The 18611-nt window shown below is 37.4% G+C and carries 22 protein-coding genes and 2 tRNA genes; 11 read left to right on the forward strand and 13 right to left on the reverse strand.

Annotated features, from left to right (window positions below; all coding sequences use genetic code 11):
• Positions 1 to 77 precede the first annotated feature (77 nt).
• Both J2128_RS12855 and J2128_RS02675 read right to left on the reverse strand, forming a co-directional pair.
• Positions 78 to 209 (reverse strand): hypothetical protein, encoded by a 132-nt coding sequence (locus J2128_RS12855; protein WP_281069277.1) that lies wholly within the window; start codon positions 207 to 209, stop codon positions 78 to 80.
• Positions 210 to 301: 92 nt separating this feature from the next.
• Positions 302 to 457 (reverse strand): hypothetical protein, encoded by a 156-nt coding sequence (locus J2128_RS02675; protein WP_209689428.1) that lies wholly within the window; start codon positions 455 to 457, stop codon positions 302 to 304.
• 111 nt (positions 458 to 568) lie between these two features.
• On the opposite strand from J2128_RS02675, the gene J2128_RS02680 reads away from it, so the two are divergent.
• From J2128_RS02680 to J2128_RS02700, 5 genes are all read left to right on the forward strand, one after another.
• The gene (locus tag J2128_RS02680; protein WP_209689429.1) at positions 569 to 844 is read left to right on the forward strand and encodes a ribbon-helix-helix protein, CopG family; all 276 of its coding nucleotides are present in this window, start codon (positions 569 to 571) and stop codon (positions 842 to 844) included.
• 4 nt (positions 845 to 848) lie between these two features.
• Positions 849 to 1133, forward strand: a complete 285-nt coding sequence (locus J2128_RS02685; RefSeq protein WP_209689431.1) for a hypothetical protein — start codon at positions 849 to 851, stop codon at positions 1131 to 1133.
• 25 nt (positions 1134 to 1158) lie between these two features.
• Positions 1159 to 2493: a hypothetical protein gene (locus J2128_RS02690; RefSeq protein ID WP_209689433.1), complete on the forward strand. Its 1335-nt coding sequence runs from the start codon at positions 1159 to 1161 to the stop codon at positions 2491 to 2493.
• A 90-nt stretch (positions 2494 to 2583) separates the two neighbouring features.
• Positions 2584 to 3873 carry a PIN domain-containing protein gene (locus J2128_RS02695; protein WP_209689435.1) on the forward strand — a complete coding sequence of 430 codons (1290 nt, stop codon included), beginning with the start codon at positions 2584 to 2586 and terminating at the stop codon, positions 3871 to 3873.
• A gap of 325 nt (positions 3874 to 4198) precedes the next feature.
• Positions 4199 to 5479 (forward strand): hypothetical protein, encoded by a 1281-nt coding sequence (locus J2128_RS02700; RefSeq protein WP_209689437.1) that lies wholly within the window; start codon positions 4199 to 4201, stop codon positions 5477 to 5479.
• 7 nt (positions 5480 to 5486) lie between these two features.
• Here the strand turns inward: J2128_RS02700 and J2128_RS02705 are convergent, their stop codons facing one another.
• The 9 genes from J2128_RS02705 to J2128_RS02740 form a co-directional block, all read right to left on the reverse strand.
• The gene (locus J2128_RS02705) at positions 5487 to 5984 is read right to left on the reverse strand and encodes a hypothetical protein (RefSeq protein ID WP_209689438.1); all 498 of its coding nucleotides are present in this window, start codon (positions 5982 to 5984) and stop codon (positions 5487 to 5489) included.
• A 76-nt stretch (positions 5985 to 6060) separates the two neighbouring features.
• Positions 6061 to 6195, reverse strand: a complete 135-nt coding sequence (locus tag J2128_RS12860; protein WP_281069278.1) for a hypothetical protein — start codon at positions 6193 to 6195, stop codon at positions 6061 to 6063.
• Positions 6196 to 6331: 136 nt separating this feature from the next.
• On the reverse strand, positions 6332 to 7153 hold the full coding sequence (locus tag J2128_RS02710) for a site-specific integrase (protein WP_209690190.1): 822 nt from the start codon (positions 7151 to 7153) through the stop codon (positions 6332 to 6334).
• Complete coding sequence (locus J2128_RS02715) at positions 7135 to 7542, reverse strand: hypothetical protein (protein ID WP_209689439.1); 408 nt, start codon at positions 7540 to 7542, stop codon at positions 7135 to 7137. Before J2128_RS02715 ends, J2128_RS02710 begins: the two co-directional genes overlap by 19 nt.
• Before the next feature lie 49 nt (positions 7543 to 7591).
• Positions 7592 to 7663, reverse strand: a tRNA-Thr gene (locus tag J2128_RS02720).
• Positions 7664 to 7788: 125 nt separating this feature from the next.
• Positions 7789 to 8505, reverse strand: a complete 717-nt coding sequence (locus J2128_RS02725; RefSeq protein WP_209689440.1) for a sugar phosphate isomerase/epimerase — start codon at positions 8503 to 8505, stop codon at positions 7789 to 7791.
• Positions 8506 to 8574: 69 nt separating this feature from the next.
• Positions 8575 to 9459, reverse strand: a complete 885-nt coding sequence (locus tag J2128_RS02730; protein WP_209689441.1) for an ATP-binding protein — start codon at positions 9457 to 9459, stop codon at positions 8575 to 8577.
• Positions 9456 to 10310 carry an ATP-binding protein gene (locus J2128_RS02735; RefSeq protein ID WP_209689442.1) on the reverse strand — a complete coding sequence of 285 codons (855 nt, stop codon included), beginning with the start codon at positions 10308 to 10310 and terminating at the stop codon, positions 9456 to 9458. The genes J2128_RS02730 and J2128_RS02735 overlap by 4 nt, the downstream gene beginning before the upstream one ends.
• Positions 10311 to 10339: 29 nt before the next feature.
• Positions 10340 to 10666 (reverse strand): NifB/NifX family molybdenum-iron cluster-binding protein, encoded by a 327-nt coding sequence (locus tag J2128_RS02740; protein WP_209689443.1) that lies wholly within the window; start codon positions 10664 to 10666, stop codon positions 10340 to 10342.
• A gap of 87 nt (positions 10667 to 10753) precedes the next feature.
• On the opposite strand from J2128_RS02740, the gene J2128_RS02745 reads away from it, so the two are divergent.
• The 5 genes from J2128_RS02745 to J2128_RS02765 all read left to right on the forward strand — a co-directional run bounded on the left by J2128_RS02745 (position 10754) and on the right by J2128_RS02765 (position 15323).
• Positions 10754 to 11689 (forward strand): radical SAM protein, encoded by a 936-nt coding sequence (locus tag J2128_RS02745; protein ID WP_209689444.1) that lies wholly within the window; start codon positions 10754 to 10756, stop codon positions 11687 to 11689.
• Between the two features lie 131 nt (positions 11690 to 11820).
• Positions 11821 to 12849 carry a PAS domain-containing protein gene (locus J2128_RS02750; RefSeq protein WP_209689445.1) on the forward strand — a complete coding sequence of 343 codons (1029 nt, stop codon included), beginning with the start codon at positions 11821 to 11823 and terminating at the stop codon, positions 12847 to 12849.
• 134 nt (positions 12850 to 12983) lie between these two features.
• Positions 12984 to 14012 (forward strand): hydrogenase formation protein HypD, encoded by a 1029-nt coding sequence (hypD, locus tag J2128_RS02755; RefSeq protein WP_209689447.1) that lies wholly within the window; start codon positions 12984 to 12986, stop codon positions 14010 to 14012.
• Positions 14013 to 14554: 542 nt separating this feature from the next.
• Positions 14555 to 14944: a hypothetical protein gene (locus J2128_RS02760; RefSeq protein ID WP_209689449.1), complete on the forward strand. Its 390-nt coding sequence runs from the start codon at positions 14555 to 14557 to the stop codon at positions 14942 to 14944.
• Positions 14945 to 15251: 307 nt separating this feature from the next.
• Positions 15252 to 15323, forward strand: a tRNA-Arg gene (locus tag J2128_RS02765).
• A 142-nt stretch (positions 15324 to 15465) separates the two neighbouring features.
• Here the strand turns inward: J2128_RS02765 and J2128_RS02770 are convergent.
• Together J2128_RS02770 and J2128_RS02775 are read right to left on the reverse strand one after the other, a co-directional pair.
• Positions 15466 to 16008: a hypothetical protein gene (locus J2128_RS02770; protein WP_209689451.1), complete on the reverse strand. Its 543-nt coding sequence runs from the start codon at positions 16006 to 16008 to the stop codon at positions 15466 to 15468.
• A gap of 329 nt (positions 16009 to 16337) precedes the next feature.
• Positions 16338 to 17459: a hypothetical protein gene (locus J2128_RS02775; protein WP_209689453.1), complete on the reverse strand. Its 1122-nt coding sequence runs from the start codon at positions 17457 to 17459 to the stop codon at positions 16338 to 16340.
• A gap of 380 nt (positions 17460 to 17839) precedes the next feature.
• On the opposite strand from J2128_RS02775, the gene J2128_RS02780 reads away from it, so the two are divergent.
• Positions 17840 to 18610 carry a hypothetical protein gene (locus J2128_RS02780; protein ID WP_209689455.1) on the forward strand — a complete coding sequence of 257 codons (771 nt, stop codon included), beginning with the start codon at positions 17840 to 17842 and terminating at the stop codon, positions 18608 to 18610.
• The last annotated feature ends 1 nt before the right edge of the window (position 18611 follow it).

Here is an 18611-nt window from a genome sequence, read left to right on the forward strand (position 1 = left end):
TAGTTGTTTTAAAAAAAGAACATATAAATTACTATGCAATGATTCGGAAAAAAACAAACAGTTCTTAAAAAAATAAGTTAAAAGTCCTCCTGCTTATTTTCTTCAACGGGCTTTTGAGGCAGTGTCGGGATGAAAAAATCTGTATGATCGATTTTTCGGTCACCGACAAACTCAAAGCCGTATTCGGTTTCCAGCAGTTTTTTTGTCATTTCTTTTCCGCCTTTTATTCCAAGCTGACCGGCGAGCGGTGCAAGGGTTTTCTGTTACCAGCTTTCAAAGTCCTGGAGCTGTGCAACGACGGTCATACGGAAGCCTCCGCAGCAGTCATATGAGGTTTCAGGATGTTCCTGATAACTTTCGATCTTTCGCATCCTTCACGTGCCGCAATCGCATCGAGGGCTGAAACCCATGATGCAGGCAGACGAAAGGATATTTTTGTCATTTTCGTGGTGGTCATATTGTCCGACCTCGTAGCATAATTAGGCACATCTACATAAATATCTTGTCCTACAATAGAGTATTATTAAGCACATAAACTATTATTTTTTTAATGGTATTTTTTATTAGAATGGTCAAGATTAGCGAAAAGGAAAAAGTCAGTGTCAGGATCAATGCTGATTATATCAAAATACTAGATAAATTAGCAATTGAAAATGATAGAGACCGTTCTGGAGAAATTAATCACGCAATAAAATTTTATTTGGATTTTGCACACGAGGCTTGCAAAAAAGGTATGAGTGCTGAAGAATTGCATCAATGGCTATACAAAGAAGTTGAAGAGCTGTCTAAGAAGTATGATCGGCTTGAAGAAATTGTTGAGAAGATAGCTGATAAAAAATCTTAATGAAATGGCTCGTAAACCCCGCGAAGAAGATTATACCAAGATTAGTGTGCGTGTTGCTAATAAATCATTGAATATAATTGATGAATTAGCAGTCGAAAACGAAAGAGACAGATCCGGAGAGATAAACGTCGCACTTAAGTTTTACACGCGCTTTGCTTCGCAGGCTCAGAAGAAAGGTATGTCGGTTGATGAGCTTCAGGGATGGTTATTCAAAGAGGTTATTGATTTATCGGAAAAATACGATCAGCTTGAGGATCTTGTCAATAAGATGAAATCAGAAAAGGAATAAATCTTTTTGGGTTATGGGTTAAGTAATGGCAAATACAAAAAAAATAACGATAATTAGTGATGATCTATATCATCCACGCAATCGAAGATACTCAAAATCCAAATATTACGATATATTAAAAATAATCAATCCATTGTCAAAAGAAAACATCTTTGATTCGGATTTTATAATAATTGACATTGAAAATTTTTTCAAATCATATGGATATTTACTTAATGATTTCATCTCAGAAGGATCATTTTATAGTTACTCTATACGAAATAGTTGTTTTCCGCAAATAAATCAGGATTTTAAAGAAATTCTTCAAAGTAAAAAAAGCATCTATTTTATTACATGGGAAGAATCACCATTAAACCGAAATATTCCGATAGATTCCGTTTCAATGATTTTGCCGTTTGATATATACATATCAGATTATACTGGAAAAGAAGTACAGTGCATAAATCAAAAATATCAGGATTTTTACAAAAAATTGAAGGATTTTTTTAAATATCGGGCTTATTACAGTAACCTGCCTCAACAAAACGAAAAAACAACCGTATCAGAAATATTCTGCATAGAAAATAATCCAAATAGAATTCTTGGATTTGAATGGAGCGAGGGGTCTGGAAAAATTGTATTTCTTCCATATTTAGATTTGGATTCAGAAGCATTGGATATTTTAATAGAAGCAATAACTGAATTAGAAAATCCTGAGAAACGTGAATATTTTCTGCCCGAATGGAGTAACAATTATAAGATACCCTCTGAAAAAGAAACGTCTCAGGAAATAGAAAAATTAAATAAAGAACTTGAGAAAATCGACAAGGACATTTCTGGTAAGAATCAGAGGCTTTTGGAATTGCAAAATATGAAAGCTCTGTTTTCAGGTGATGGTATACCACTAGAGGAACAGTGCCTTAAAGTGTTTTTAGAGCTTGGATTTAAACAAATACCTGGAAAGAAAAATCGCAGTGACCTGATATTATCTTACGGCGATAAATTTGCAGTAGTTGAAATAAAGGGGCTTTCGAAAAGTGCTGCTGAGAAGAATTCTGCCCAGTTGGAAAAATGGGTTTCAGAATTTATTTATGAGCATGGGAATAAAAATCTAAAGGGAATTTTAGTAGTAAATGGCTATAAAGATACTCACTTAGAGCAAAGAAATCAGCCCGTATTTCCTCATTCTATGGTTGAATTTTCCAAAAAAAGAGATCACTGCCTGATTAGTGGTCTTCAATTTGCCTGTATATATTTTGACATTCTTAAAAATCCTGAAAAAAAGCCTGAAATAGTGGAAAAAATTTTTGACACCATTGGTGTTTTTGAAGGTTACGAAAATTGGAAAGATTATATTGAGTATATTCCAGAGAAATTATGAAAGTCAAATGAAAAAATTTATTCTGTCGGACGTCCAGCAATTATTAGTCATATATAAAAACATATGATAGATTAAAAGAGGGATGTCTAATTGGAGACTAAATTTTTTGAATATTACAAATATCCTGATAAAAGATTAGATCAGATCTGGGATAATTGCATATTTGTTTTTGATACAAATGTGCTTTTGAATTTCCATGTATATAATCAACAAACTGTAAAAGAATTTTTGAAAGATTTCAAATTAAAACCAGATAGATTTTGGATACCTTACCACGTAGGAAAAGAATATCACAATCATTTGTATTGCATAATATTAGAGCAAATTGTAGCTTACCAAGATATTTCATCAAAACTAGAAGAGTCAAAACAGAAAGTAATTGATTTTTGCAATAAATACAGCAAGCATCCCTATTTGAAATTAGAAAAGAATATCCAAAAAATAGAATCTGCATATGATTCCTGTTTAGAAGCACTAAAGAAATGTGAAGAGGAAAATCCTTCAGGAGTTAATGAAACAGAAGTAACAGGAATTATAAAAAAATTTTTTTCAGGCAGAGTTGGTGATAAATTATCTGATGATGAAATTGAAAAAATAGAAAAAGAAGGTGAAATAAGATACTCTAAAAAGATTCCTCCGGGCTTTGAGGATAATTCTAAAAATGAAAATAAATTTGGAGATTTAATAATCTGGAATGAAATAATTAAATATTCTCAAGAAATTCAAAAACCTGTAATATTTATTACTGAAGACAGGAAAGATGATTTTTGGTTTAATATAAGTGGAAGAACGATAGGTCCTGCTCCCTCTTTATTAAGAGAGTTTTATGAAAAAACAGGGCAATATTATTATCAATATAGATTTGATCGGTTTTTAGAGTTTTATCATGAAAAATATGGAGTCAAAACAGATAAATTGATACTTGAAGTTCAGGACTTAAATAAAAAGAAAGAAGAAAGCGACAAGGAAAAAATTGAAGATTATAATATAGATTATAAATTTGATTCTTTCAAGAATCTAAGACATAATATAAACGAAGATTCGCCCCAAAAAGGGAATAAATTTGATCCTTATTTCTCATATAATTCTTCAAGAGAGATTGAATTTCAGCGGAATATTCTTTATTCAGAATTAAAAAAATTAGAATCTGATCTTGTGATTTACAGTGATATAATATCAAATGGATTTAAACAACTAGATAAAATTAGTCCCAGCGATTCTATGTATAAAAAAATTATTTTACAAATAGAATATATGAATAAACAGACATATACTACAAGGGATAAGATATCCCGTATAAAATCCCAGTTATCCAAATTTGATGAATCCAAATGGTGCAATCAACGTAATAACTACAATAATGATACCAAAGATTATTAAATCTTTATAAAATGAAGTTTTTATACCATCTATTCCCTAAGTTCTCACATTTTTGACTTGATCAATATAATGTAGTATTCTTTTTTGAGACGATAAATAGGGATATCTATGGGAAATAACTCCCCCTAAAAAGAATTGACAGACAAGAAGAATACTTTTCATCTAATTTTTTTAAAATCCTAATGTTATGAAAACGTTTATTTTCTGTCGGACAAATAAAAATACTATATAAAATGCAGGTCTTGAAAATCCGGGGAGATTGGGATTTTGACCTGAAATAAAATGAGAAGACTTTTGTCTTAATATTAAATGCGGGGATAATATTTTGACGGATAATTCTAAGGATGATTTGGAAAATAAAACACTTAATTGCTGTAATATTAATCATTCAGAATGTGTATATAGCGAAGATCTATTCTTCAAGTTCATCTCTAAGGAGAAGGATGCACTTAAAATTGAAATAAACCAGTTAAAACAAGGACAGATAGCTCTTCTGACAGGAACAATCTCTGCAGTGGCTTTAATATTTACTTTTCTTTTCAATTTTTACTTAGTGATAGACAGTAAATTCTATGCGTATTACATGTTTCTGCCTTTATTGGTTCTAATACCTTCTGAAGTTATATTTTTCCATAAAGGTTATGAAATCAATGAAAAAACAGCATATATTCAGTTAATTAACAAAAAAACTTTGAATCATTATTTTTTTAAAGGTTACCAGGGATATGAAAATTATAAACCTGATTTTGACTCGGAAAACATTAATTTAAAATCTACAAAGAGAAAAAAAAGCAAAGCAGAGTCTATATGTGAAATATTCTTTGCAAATATCGGGAATAGATTTTGGAGCATGGCTTTCTGGGCTTATACAGGATTGATAATTATTAATTTTATAGTACCTATACATCTTCTGAATTCAGATAGTGTAACTGAAATAGATCCAGTGTGGGTTTATTTTACTGATATCTTATCAATAGGTATTATTATACCATACATAATAGGCAAATCATACAGTAGATCAAAAAATTACTGGAAAAGATACGGCTTATGTGTATATTCAGCCGTAATTATGCTACCTTTTATGAGTTTGTTCACATATTACGTTATATCAGGCATTATTATCCACAATACAGACGAAATTCTCAAAACTTCATCATTGCTAATTACGCTCATGCCTTATTTAATAATAGGATTATTAATTTTTTCAGTATATATAATCGCGACTGGAATCTCAAGTTTTTACGATGAAAACTCAATGCTCTGTAAAAACAAAACCGAGATATTACCCTTAGTTATAACAATGATATCTATATTTATATTTGCAGGACTCATTTCTGCGTCATTCTCAGCCATTGGAACACTAATATCTTATATCGTCATTCTTGTATCATTTGCTATGATTATATTCAGCTTTTCAGAAGCATGGAATCTAAAATTTGGGAATAAATCAATACCACAATTAGAGAGCAAATGGGAAATATTTGTGAATAATTATACTTCAGAGATGACCAAATTTAAAGACGAAACAAGAAAATATGACAATAGAAAGGAAAATGATGAAGTGGAATTTGAAGCGATAAAAATTATACCTGTTGAAAAAGAATAAATTATTTTTAATGAAACGCTTTAGTTTTTTTAATTGATTCAATAATATCAGGCAATTTTAGTTTAGATTTGCTTAATAAGGACCTTTTATGTATCTTCGTGATTTTTTCAGCTTGTTCCCAGCTCTTTGTTTTATTGTATACGAAAATTACTGTCGCAATTACTTCAAGCCATTCATATTCATCTAATCCAATCCCTTCAGGAGGTTTTAGAAGAGGTTTAATTCTGTCTAAACTTTCACAGTCTCCCCGATTAAGTTTATACTCTTCATATGAACGGTCTCCAACATTTATCGCGACCTGAGCACTATAATAACGATCAGCTAATTGAGGACTATATGGGCCTAAGTGGTAAAGATTGAAATTATAATTCCCAATATCTACACCTGCACATTGACCGATAAGTACTAACTTTTGAATTTTTACTCTATCTTTGAGTTCATTAATTTTTAGTTCTTCGCCTAATGCACTCAAGTAACTCATTAAATCTATATCTCTAAGATCCATAATTTCACCCCCTCAATTATGATCTAAATAATAATTTCTTTGTCATCTACTCTGTCCATCTTATTATATTTAATATTTACATACATAATATCTTTTTAATCCTTTTTTCTTGTTTCCGAATTTTATCCAGGGTGTCAATAATCTTTGAAAGTTTTCTGTATTCTTCATCGTCAGGCCAAGGCCATTCAAAAAAATCATCTTCATATACCACTGATTCACCCTGATGAAAACTGTCATACGTTCTCAGATATACGGTACAGGCGTGCGGGGCGTGAAAGTGAAAAAATGTTAAGTTATAATGTATTGAGACTGCTCGGATCTGTCTTCATTCTAAAATAAAATAGTTGTCATGATTTTTCCTCCATTTGTTTCTGAAGGAAAAGAGCAACCATCTCCTGGACCATCTCTGGAGTTATGTTTTTGGAGAAGTTTTCAACTGTTTTCGCGGCTTCCTTTGTCAGAGGCCTGTTGCACGAGAAGCAGAAAAGAGACCCGGGAGGGTTTACATACCCGCAGTCCGGACAGAGTATCGGTTCTGTTTTTTCAGGAGCATTTTGAGCGTTATTCTGCTTAAGCCCGTAATGCCTGAGAACAATGTCGTCCACGCTGCCGAACATGTGAGCGTACCTGTCAAGCTCCATAGCATTGACCTTTCCCCAGCATATGAGGCCGACCGTCTCCCGGTTCATACCTTCCTGTATCATATGGGTTATCCGGGTATGTCTCAGGAGGTGAGGGGGAAGAGATGTCTTTAGACCAGCTCTATTTGCAAGGACCCTGAGACGCTTTCTGAGTGCAGGATATTGATAAGGTTCTTTGTATCTGTTTAGGAAAACCGGTTTTCCGGGTTCAGGGTCCTTTGTGTTTCTCCACAATGTAATATATTCTTTGTATAGAATTATCGGGATCTGGCGTGGGTATCCGGTCTTAAAATTGATGTTCAGGTTCACGTGAGTTTTATGAAAGTCTATCATATCCCATGTAAGGGTCCCTATCTCACCTATCCTGAGAGCACCTTCATAGAGCAGTGTAAATATTGCAAGCTCTTCAAGGTCCTTGTAGGCACCGATCAGGGTCTTAATGTCATCTATTGTAAGAATGTCATCTTCAGAATATTTGCTCCTGGCAGTCCTCGGGGGTTTTAATTTACCTATCTGTTTTTCAGTGATATCAGAAGGCCCTCATCTATCAGCCACTTGTAAAACTGTTTTATTATATGGATATAGTCGGACAATGTTTCAGGACTGAACTCAGTTCCTTTTACTGTCTTTGAGTTCTCCAAAACCAGAATGCCCCTGGCAAGATCACCAATAGTGTTGGATTCGTATTCACCGATGTATTTTCTCCAGGTTGTTAAATGATAAACAAGTTTTCTTATTCTGCTAATGGTAATCTGAGAGCATCCGCGTTTAAGGTTGATATACTCAGAGATAAGGTCATAATCCCTTTTGGAAATTCTGTTTGAATCAAGAGCTGTATTCAGAGTTTTAAAAGCCTTCTCAATTGAAAGGTTATGAAAAGTGTCTCCCGTTAATTTATGCGTGGTGGTTGGTGACATAACCAGAATTATGTCATAATCATATAAAAGAGCTGAACTTCAGGGAATAAGCCTCAAGCGGGAGTTGAACCCGCGACCTCGTCCTTACCAAGGACGCGCTATGCCACTAAGCCACTGAGGCAGATGTTTTTTGATCTGAATTGCATTATAAAGTCGATGTGATACATATAAAATCTTAACTAAATATCCCCGGAAAGTCTGCCTGTTTTCTTCACTGAAAAAATATGCCAAAAATTATCAAAACAGCTATTTATGGCGCTTTAATATGTTAACACTGCGTTTTGCACTGTCAAATGTTGCAGTCTCCACTATCGGGCATCCCCTGCTTTCTGCAATCTTTTCATAGACAGGCGCAAAATCTATATTGCCGTCCCCTATCGCAAGGTGCGAGTCCAAAAAACCCTCGTTGTCATGGATATGGAAATGTGAAACCTCGGCTTTAAGAAATTCATCCAGGCAGTTGTTCATGTGTGCATGCCCGACATCAAGCGCCAGTGGAAAATCCTTTATTAAGGAGAGGTCTTCTGGTGTCTGGAGGAAAAAATAGTCCCACTTAGGCATATTCTCGATGAAAAAAGGCATTGAGTATTCGTCGGATATTTGATTTATCTCTATCAGTGACTTTTCTAGCTGAAAAACACCTACGTCCTTTTCAACGGTCCATGTAAAATATCCCGGGTGGACTACAACACCCTTTGCTTCAATATCAGAGCCTATTTTCAGGCAGTCCTTTATTACCTTAACGCTTGCCTTTCTTATGGGTTCAAGCTGGGACGCAATGTTCACACCACGTGCAGGTGCATGAAGAAAATACGTATATGAAAATGACTCCGGAACTTCGGCTGAATCAAGATAATGGAGACCGTCGTCCATAATTTCAACTGTTGAGGTGATGTCTGACAGAAGAGCGAGGGCATCTTCAAGTTTTGTCTCTAAAAGGCAGTTTGTTGAAACACCGTACATTAATTTACCTTCATAGTCCTTATTTTAAAAAATTTACTGTTAAATTCATATTTCCAGTTAAATCAGTTCTTATTCACCCCAAAGTCCTGTAATTCCGGATATTTTAGAAAAAACCTCCCTGATTTTTTCAGACGCGGGGCAGTTGTAATACGTTACCGGCTTCAGGTTCTTTATTGCTGAAAAGACTTTCAGGTCATAGGGAATTTTTCCTGCGACAGTTATTTTCTCATCAGAACAGAAGTCTTCTATCTTCTTGGTAATATCGGGGTTTAAATCGAAGCGGTTGATTATTACAAACATCTCTGCACCAAAATTTCTGATGACCTCAATTGCACGCTTCAAGTCATGCAGCGATGAAAGACCCGGTTCTGCAACGATTACAGCGTAGTCAACTCCGCTGACGGCCGCGATAAAAGGGCAGCCTATTCCCGGCGGGCCGTCTATAAGAATAACACCATTATTTTGAGACAAATCTTCGGCCTCTTTTTTGACTTCCTTTACAAGAAGGCCGCTTGACCCGCACCCGGGAAGGAGGTCTGCATGGACGATTTTAAAATCTCCTGTTGAAGAGACCGTAATATTCCCGGTTTTCTTTCTTGAAAGGGAGACTGCCTTATTCTCACAGACAAGGGTGCACACTGCACAGCCCTCGCATTTTATTCCGTTAACTTCAAAACAGTCTAAACTGTTGTTGTATGAAATTGCGTCAAACCTGCAGTTTTCCTCGCACAGGCCACAGCAGATGCATTTGTCACAGTCTATTTCCGATGCATCGGAACCGAAGAAATCCTTTTTGTGATCGTCCGCTGCACTGAAAAGCAGGTTTATATTTGCCGCATCTACATCACAGTCTGCAACAGTCAGTCTCTCTTTTGCAAGGAGGGAGGCAAAACCCGCTGTAATTGTAGTTTTCCCGGTCCCTCCTTTCCCGCTCACGACCGCAACCGACTTCATACGTCACCACCCCTGATTACATTGCAAAGTCTGCCGTAAAGGGATGTAAATTTATCAGTCCACTCCGGGTATATTTCTGAAAACAGTTCCCCTCTGTTTTGTATTTCGGCAATTTTTATGTCATTTGGAATTTTCATTATAACTTCAAGCGAATTCAGCCTGCAAAACTCCTCCACATCGCAGTCGTCGCCGAGGCTTTTGTTTATAACCACTCCTGTCGGAACACCTGTCGCCTTTGCCGCCTCATATGCGGCCTTTAGGTCATGCAGCCCGAAAGGAGTCGGCTCGGTGACAAGAATGCAGTAGTCGCTGTCGGAAACTGCCTCAAGGAAAAGGCATGCAGAGCCCGGCGGGGCATCTGAAATTACAGTCTCTTTTTTTTCGCATTTCCCCTTAAGAGCCTTTATTATACCAGTCCCTGACGGCTGGCCCGGGTAAAGTCTTCCTTCTGCAAGCGTAAGGTTTGGAGAAACTTTCACAACTGATATTTCCCCGGTTGAAACCTCTGTCTCTGAGATTGCATTTTCAGGACATATTATAGTGCACCCTCCGCAGGAATGGCAGACGGGATCAGATATTAAAACCCTGTTCTTAAGGACGTTTATGGCACCAAAACGGCAGAACCCTGCGCATTTCCCGCAGAATGTGCATAATCCCGCGTCAACACGTGGTTTTTTTGCAAAAACCTCCTCTGACGTCTTTTCCCCGCCAAAGAATATGTGAAGGTTGGGTTCCTCAACATCGCAGTCGGTGAGCATTACCCTGTTATTTTTTGAGACGGACCACGCAAAGTTTGCAGAGAATGTTGTCTTCCCTGTTCCTCCCTTACCGCTTGCAACAGTAATCCTCACATTTACACCTTTTTTCACGAGTAAACTTTTCAACAGGAGTTCTTTATTTCAAAATCGTTAATTGCCTCTTTAAGCGTCGCCCCCGGACCGGCTTTTATTATATGTATCCCTGCGGCCTTCAGGGCATCCACAGCATTTCCTCCGGTCATCCCTGTGATGACATACTCTGCACCGCTGTCTATTACGGCCTGTGCAGTTTTCCTTCCTGCTCCGCTTGCCATAGCACTGCTTGTGTTCTCTATAAATTCAGTCTTTTTTGTCTGCGTGTCATATACTGCCAGGTAGGGTGTCCTGCCAAAGTTTTTTTCCACTGCAGTTTCCATGTTGCCGTTTTTTACTGTAATACAGATTTTCATAATAATCCCCCGATAAAGTCGGTTGACATAAACTTACTACTGACACTACTAAATATCTATTGAATCTAATATTTTACGCAGGGATTTATGCATCATAAATACATTTTCGGCCCTGTACCTTCCAGAAGGCTTGGGATATCACTTGGAGTGGACCTTGTGCCTCTCAAGACCTGCTCCTACAACTGTATATATTGTGAGTGCGGAAGAACCACAAATCTTACAACCCAGAGAAAAGAGTATGTTTCTTCCGATGATGTCATAAGAGAGCTGGACTGCGTTCTGAAAAATCACCCCCCCCTGGACTATATCACGTATGCGGGCTCAGGAGAGCCTACACTAAATAGAGGCATCGGGAAAATAACCGCTTTTCTCAAAAAAAATTACCCGGAATACAAAATAGCCCTTCTCACCAACGGCAGCCTTTTTACCGACGAAGAAGTCCGCAGGGAATGCATGGATATTGACCTTGTGATACCATCTCTTGACAGCGCCAAGAATGATTCCTTCAGGCTGCTTGACAGGCCCCACAGCTCTCTTGATGTGGATTCGGTAAACCGTGGAATTATAGATTTCAGCCGTGAATTCAGGGGAAAAATCTGGATGGAAATATTTGTCGTCAGCGGCATAAATACCACAGATGCAGAAATAAACGCAATAAACAGGGTTATTGAAAAGATAAAGCCTGAAAAAATCCAGCTTAATACTCTCGACAGACCCGGCGCGGTGGACTGGATAAGAGCTGCCGACGACAGGACGATGACCGACGTGAAGAACAGGATAAACCATGATAATGTGGAAATTGCCGGAAAACCTGCAGAACGAATCCAGAATAAAGCTTTTTTAGGTGATATCATGGATTTGATTCTTCAGACCATAGCCCGCAGGCCGTGCACCATTGAGGATATCTGCAGTATTACGTCGCTGCATATGAATGAGGTCAACAAATATCTTAGTATACTTGAAGAAAAAGATCTTATTATCGAAACCAAAGGAGAAAGAGGAATTTTCTATTCCGTGAAATAATTTTTTTTATTAATAATGCAGCACGCCGTCAAAGGGGTTGACGGTTTGTTTCATCTATAAATATTATAAACGATATATAACGGGTAGGAATAATTTGGATCTCAATCCTTATATCTCAGAGCGGGGTAAATATGGAAAAAACGTATTCATCTGTGGATTTTTGCAGTGAGTTTATATCACTGATAAACACGATTCCTGATGCTGTTGTTTTGTTTGACAACAGCGGCTCTATGGTTGTATGGAATAAAGCTGCAGAACAGATCTTGGGTTATAGTATGGATGAGATCACCGGCAGAAATTTTACTGAAATAATTAGTCTCTGCCTAGGAAAAGATAAAGCCCTGAAAATGTCCGAGAGGTTTGAAAGTTTTGTCTCCGAAGAAACCGGTCTTAAAAACAGTTTTTTCAAAAAAGGAAAACTGAAAAGAAAGGACGGGACAAAGATTACCGTTGAAGTATCCGTATCTTCGGTTTTAATCAACAATAAATGGTATGCAGTGAGCATTGCAAGGGATGTCTCAGACCAGATGAAGGCTGAATACGAGAACGCATATCTCTCGAATGTTGTTAAGTCCTCAAACGAAGCGTTTATTGGTTTGGATTTGAACGGGGACATAATCAGCTGGAACGATTCCGCCGAGAGGATTCTGGGATACATGTCCTCTGAAATTATCGGCAGAAATCTGTCTGTGATAATTCCGGAAGAGAAGTTGGATGAAATTTCCGGGGAAATTAACAGGATGGAAGACTCCTGTCATACAGGTGGTTTTGAAACAGGAATGCTGGCAAAATCCGGTAAAATTGTGACAGTCATTATGAATGTTTCTCCTGTCAGGGATAATTCCTGTTCCGTTATAGGCACTTCCATTATTGCGACAGATATCAGCCGGGAAAAGGAGATGTTTAAGACGATGATCAACTATATATCGGAAGCGGCAATGAGGCTTAAGACTCCTGCGGAAATGGTCCGGATGAACCTTTTAAATATAATTGATCATGTCAAAAACGATACTATAAGCAAAGAAAACCTTGTATTGAACCTCTCAATCCAGATGAAGAGTACGGAGCAGATTGTCCACAACTTAAGGGAGCTTAACCAGGCTATCATAGGAAGCTATGAGGAAATACCGGAAGAATATGTAACATATTTTAACAAATAATTTTTGACTGCTTTTCTTTGGAACTCTTCCGTTTAATTTTTTTTCAAAAAATTAACCGTATTTAAAATTATTTTCCTGTTTTTTTTGAGCACAAATAAATTTGATTAGTTATATAGGATATATAAGAGGTATCAATGGCAGGCGGTAGTGAGATTAAAAAGGCGCTTGATGAAATTGTGGACCGTGAATATACTTTTATGCACATATGCGGTACGCACGAGGCGGCAATTGCAAAGTCCGGTCTTAGAAGCATTCTGCCAAAAGGGCTTAAAATTGTTATGGGGCCGGGGTGTCCAGTGTGCATTACTCCACAGGGGGAGATTGATGCGGCACTTGAACTGGCTGAAAAAGGCTGCATTATCGCAACATACGGTGACCTGATGCGTGTTCCCGGTACAAAAGGCTCTCTTGATTCGTGCGGCGGTGATGTGAGGGTCGTGCAGGGTGTCCATAAGGCCGTTGAAATTGCAAAAGAGACTGACAAAGAGGTAGTCTTTATATCGGTCGGCTTTGAAACGACTGCGCCGACAGTTGCGGCGGCTATTTTAACGAACCCGCCTGACAATTTCAGTATACTGTGTTCGCACAGGTTCGTTCCGCCTGCAATGAAATTTCTGATTGAACAGGGAGAGGCATCGCTTGACGGGTTTATGCTGCCGGGTCATGTATGCGTCGTTGCAGGGTATGAAATGTATGAACAGTTTCATATTCCGCAGGTCGTTGCGGGTTTTGAGCCTGAAGATATCCTCCTCGGGCTTTACATGCTGGTAAAGCAGGTGAAGGAGGGACGTGCCGAGGTTGAAAACGCATATCCGAGGGCAGTTGTAAGGGAAGGAAACAAAAAGGCGATGCAGATGGTCTACAAAGTCTTTGAGCCGTGCGATGTCGAATGGAGGGGTTTTCCTGTCATTCCCGACTCCGGCCTGAGGCTTAAGGAGGAATTCGGCAAATACGATGCGCTGAAAAAGTTCGGTGTCGAGGTTAAGCATGTCGAGAAGAATTCGGCATGCATCTGCGATAAGGTCCTGCGTGGAATATCCGACCCTACGGACTGCAAACTATTCGGGAAGGCCTGTACGCCTAAAAATCCTGTCGGTCCGTGCATGGTAAGCCACGAGGGTGCATGCAGGATATGGGCCCTCTACAACGAGAAGAGATATTAGAGGGTAAGGGGTATTCTGCTGCAATTGCAAAAATGCAAAAATTAAATTACAAAATTTTTTAGTTTTACTTAAGTCCGATTAAAATTGATTCTGTATCCTATAAATATTTTAAAAGAAAGAGAATACAAGAAAATAGAAGAAGAATAAACTAAATTTTTGAGTCTGATATTCTGGTAGGATATTGGGACTGAAATCCCCTTATCTACCTCTTGATATTTTCTAAAATCTTTCGAAAACAGCCTTTAAAGTATCTTCCTAAATATTTTTGGGATGATTGTTTTTTGGAATAAGGAAGAAATAACAGACATAGTCGTAACAAATAAACTTGTTTAATCTAAAAGACATCATCTATGAGTATATTGATCTCCGAATTTGAAGATATACCTGTAGATATGGTTATCACCCGTATAATTCGACTTAATGAGGATCTAAATCATTTTTGGATAAAAGCTGATGGTTGGGCACCGATTGAAGCTGCTCATCTACTAAGTAAATCGCGTCTTGATTAGCAAGTATCATTATCAAAATGCTTGAAAATTTGGTTGATAGAATCTTCTGTTGATGAGAATAATGGTCGTCTAATCTTAGCTTGGGTTAATTTGGGAAGTCTTGTTGAAGGAACGATGAAATTATTTTTATCTGTCTGGTATGAAGATTACAAAAAAGATATTGACGCAATTAGGCACAAGGGGGATTTGATTGATCCTGATAGTTTAAGTTTAGATAAATTACGTGAATTTTTTAAAAAGAAAATTTGGGTAAAGGATGGCGATGATTGGGATACCTGGATTCTAAAGATCCAGCGGCGGCGAAATGCAATTCATGCGTATAAAAATAGAGATATTGGGACTTTTGAAGAATTCTATTATGATGTTCGTGTTTATTTAAAATTTTTACTACGTATAAATAATCAACTTCTATATCCTTGGTAAATGTAATCAAAGAACCTATGATAATTTAGTGAATTCTTGGAACTTATCATTGCAAAATTTAAGGATATTTAACTTAATTTTGTGTAAGTGTATTCAGAGACGGTAAAATTAAATTCCTAATTTGTAGATTGACATTGATTTAAGGTGACCTGAATTTTGTGAGATCATTAGAATTCCATTCAAAATAAAAAAATTAATCTATTAAAGAGTAAATCTATTTTTATCACTATTCAGTTAGTATTATTAATAACTGAAGCATATCTAATAGAGCTTTAATTTAAAATCAGGCATAAATATATTGTTTCCTGTCCCGGTAGGGTAGTGGATATCCTGAGAGCCTCCGGAGCTTTCGACCCGGGTTCGAATCCCGGCCGGGGCGTGATTACTTTTTGGTTCAAAGCGTTTACAATTTGTTATATTTTAATAATTACTAAGAATTATCGTAAATAATTCGCAACAAAAAGAGATCAAATCTATAAATTCTAAAGATTTTGCCGTCATTAATTCGAATTCATATTCATTTATTTTCTTTTTGCAGTTTTTTCTAGTAAGACACGTAATTCAGGAATTAAACCCTTTGCATTTGTCAATTGTTCAATTAACCTTTCTCTATATTGAATCATTGGCTGTTCCGTAAAAATTTTCCGCGTTCTTTCTGCAGATAAAATATACGAATAAAAAATATCCAATTTTTGACACAAATCAGTTGGTAAATCATAGACTTTTTCTTTTAATATATTCCAGGTTCCTATATCAGAATAGATCTCGTTCTTAAATAATTGAAGAATATTATAACTTATTTTGAGGTTTCTCTCGTCTTCAGGACCCACTTCTACATCTTCAATTTCTTTTATTTTATTTAGAAAATCATTAATCATGGACTCTAAAAAATCAAATTCAATTAAAAATCCAGATGCAACATTTTTTTGCACATGTTTAATTTGTTTATTCCATAGATTTACAGCAGACCAATGACCAAAAATCGCGCCAAAAATCACGCCAAAAACACCGCTGATAACACTAATATTATTTAATAGTTCAAATACACACATTATCTCACTCACAATAAATTAATTTTTTTGAATTTACTCATTGTTATATCCATAATACCAGATTTATATTAGGAACTATGTTCAACCAATTGTAATTTTTCAACAAAAATCTAATTTTATCATTCTTCCTAAAATAAGAGATTTAATCATTTAATTCTTCTAATACCAGATTCTTCCAGACGGTTTTATCCTCATCAGAATCCCTATCAGTCCAATGCAATAAAGTAGATAAGCAGATAAATGCAGCCATTCAAGCATAGTTTCAATGAATGTCTTTCATCTGTATTTCATGAGAAAATTATAAAAAACGGGAAGAAAAAAAAATAAATTTTTTTAATGAACTACTTTCTTTTTGCAATGAATACCAGTGCGGCAACGAGTGCCAGAATTACAAAAGCCACAGATACCGGGGATTTGTTCGCAGAACCGGAGTCTTCATCTTCATGACTGTTCCCGCTTCCCTTGTATACTGTGGCACCGTTCCCGTTCACTTCTGAACCTGAGAATTCAAGGGTTCCATAGGTGTTGTCGCCGAAAAGAAATGTAGTACTTGCGGGCACGGTAAATTCAGCGTTTTCCGGGACTGCAAGAGACTTCCCTTTCGGTATTTCGAAGGTTTCGTCTTTCAGGAGTGAAACGCTTTTTGCCAGGATGGCATTTTTCCTGAGGATGTAATTTTCATTGTTCTTCCCTTCCGATGTAAACACCACCGCATTGCCACCTGAAATTGTTGTGATGTTTTCGTTGTATGCAAAATTGTCTCTTGACCCGCTTTCGTCCTCTTTTATGAAAATTACAGAACTGCCGGATATATTTACCGTTCCGTATTTGGAATCTATGCCGTAATTTCTGGTTGAGGCTGAATTTGAAACTACATTCACGTATCCGCCTGAGATTATTATGCCGCCGTCTGTGTCCTGGTTTGTAGTTACGTCTCCCCCGTCAAGTCCGAAGGTGTTGCTGCCGCCGTGCTGGTAAGCGTTTATGCTGCCACCTGTAACGGTGATATAATGTGAAGCATAGATTCCCTTGTTTTTATGGCACTCTGTGTCTTCCAGTGTTGTTATGCTGCCGCCGGAAACTGTAACGTTTCCAGAGTCCGCGTATATTCCGAAAGCGCTGCCGCTTCCGTTCTGGCCCTGTCCTGTTACTTTAATGTTCAGGTTTCCGCTTTCAACGTAAACGTCGGGCGCTTTGATGCCATACAGCCTATCACTGCTGTTGTTAACGATAATAGTAAGAGTGCTGTCGTCTGTTCCCTTTATTTTAACAGGAACGTCCGATTCAATCCCGAAGCTGCCGCCTGTATTTATTTCTGCATTTTCAGTGATGTTTATTATAAGAGTGTCAGCTCCGGTGTAGCTGATACCTTCTCCGAACTGCTCCGCCGAGGTGCTGTTAAGGGTAATCTCAACTGCATATGCAGACTGTACAAAAACAATAAGACTTAGAGCAAAAACCAAAATCACTCTGCATCCGGGTGTTAACCGTGTATTTAGCCAGTTATTAGCCATATAAAAGTCCTGTGGCATTCAATGCCCTTTTCAGGTAAAGGTTTGATATGAAAAATTCATATCGTTTGCGTTAATTTAATATGATCTCAGGCATTTTACAAAAATACGGCATATATCACAGGATTCTGTTAAGCGAAACACTGCTTTTTTACCGGCATTTGAATGCCGGTTCAGGAAGGTAGACACTATTTATATCATATGATATATAATTTGTATTTGTTTGTATCAGTGATTTTTATACTTAGAGGGGAGAGATCAAAATTACGGGTGAAATTGCCGGGATAGTAGGCCAGATCTTTGATTTTATCTTAGAACTTCCGCAAAAGGCTTTGTCAGGAGACCTTTTTGCAATCCTGTTATCCCTTGTCATAATTTATTCGGTTGTATATCTTGCCATAAAATCGGCAAGGTTCATGATGCATATCCTTAAAAAAATTGTACTGCTTGTCATAATTCTTATTGCAGTATACATATTCCTGAATAATTTCCTTTTCAGGATTGTCACGTACGGCTTTACCCCTGACGTGGTAGTCGTCGGATTCACCGGTCTTGCATGCGGTATTTTTGCTCTGGTTGTCGCTGTGGTCAAGGTAAGAGCGGCATTAAAAAGCCGGAAGAAAGAGCACCCCGGGGAAGTTGCTGCCGGTGCTGGTTTAAAAGGCGGCGATAACGTTTCAGCTGTTCAGGTTTCAGAGGAGAACAATATTCTGTCCTCACCTTATATTCCTTCGCAGCTCTCAAACTTCGCAAAGGATAATTCAGTCGGAATGGTTATAATTTATTTAATCGTAGCGGAGTTCGGTATTTTTTCGTCAAAAACGATTGCCGCTGTCAGTGTTGATTCAGGATTTGCGGTATTTGTCATATTCATGGTCGCTGCCTTAATCTTTGTAAGGCTTACATACAATGACTATAAAAAAGGCCTTGCCCACCTTGCCGTCGCCTTTGTATTCGGTTTTATACTGTCGGTGCTGCTTGGGTATTTCTGGGGCGGGACACCCATGGATGTTCTTTTGTCAAAACAGTACTTCGCAACTGATGCCCTTGTGGCCCTGATAACCGGGCTTTCCTTAAGTCTTTTTATGAGCAAAAAAGGGTGAT

The organism is Methanomicrobium sp. W14, from assembly GCF_017875315.1.
Classification (GTDB): domain Archaea; phylum Halobacteriota; class Methanomicrobia; order Methanomicrobiales; family Methanomicrobiaceae; genus Methanomicrobium.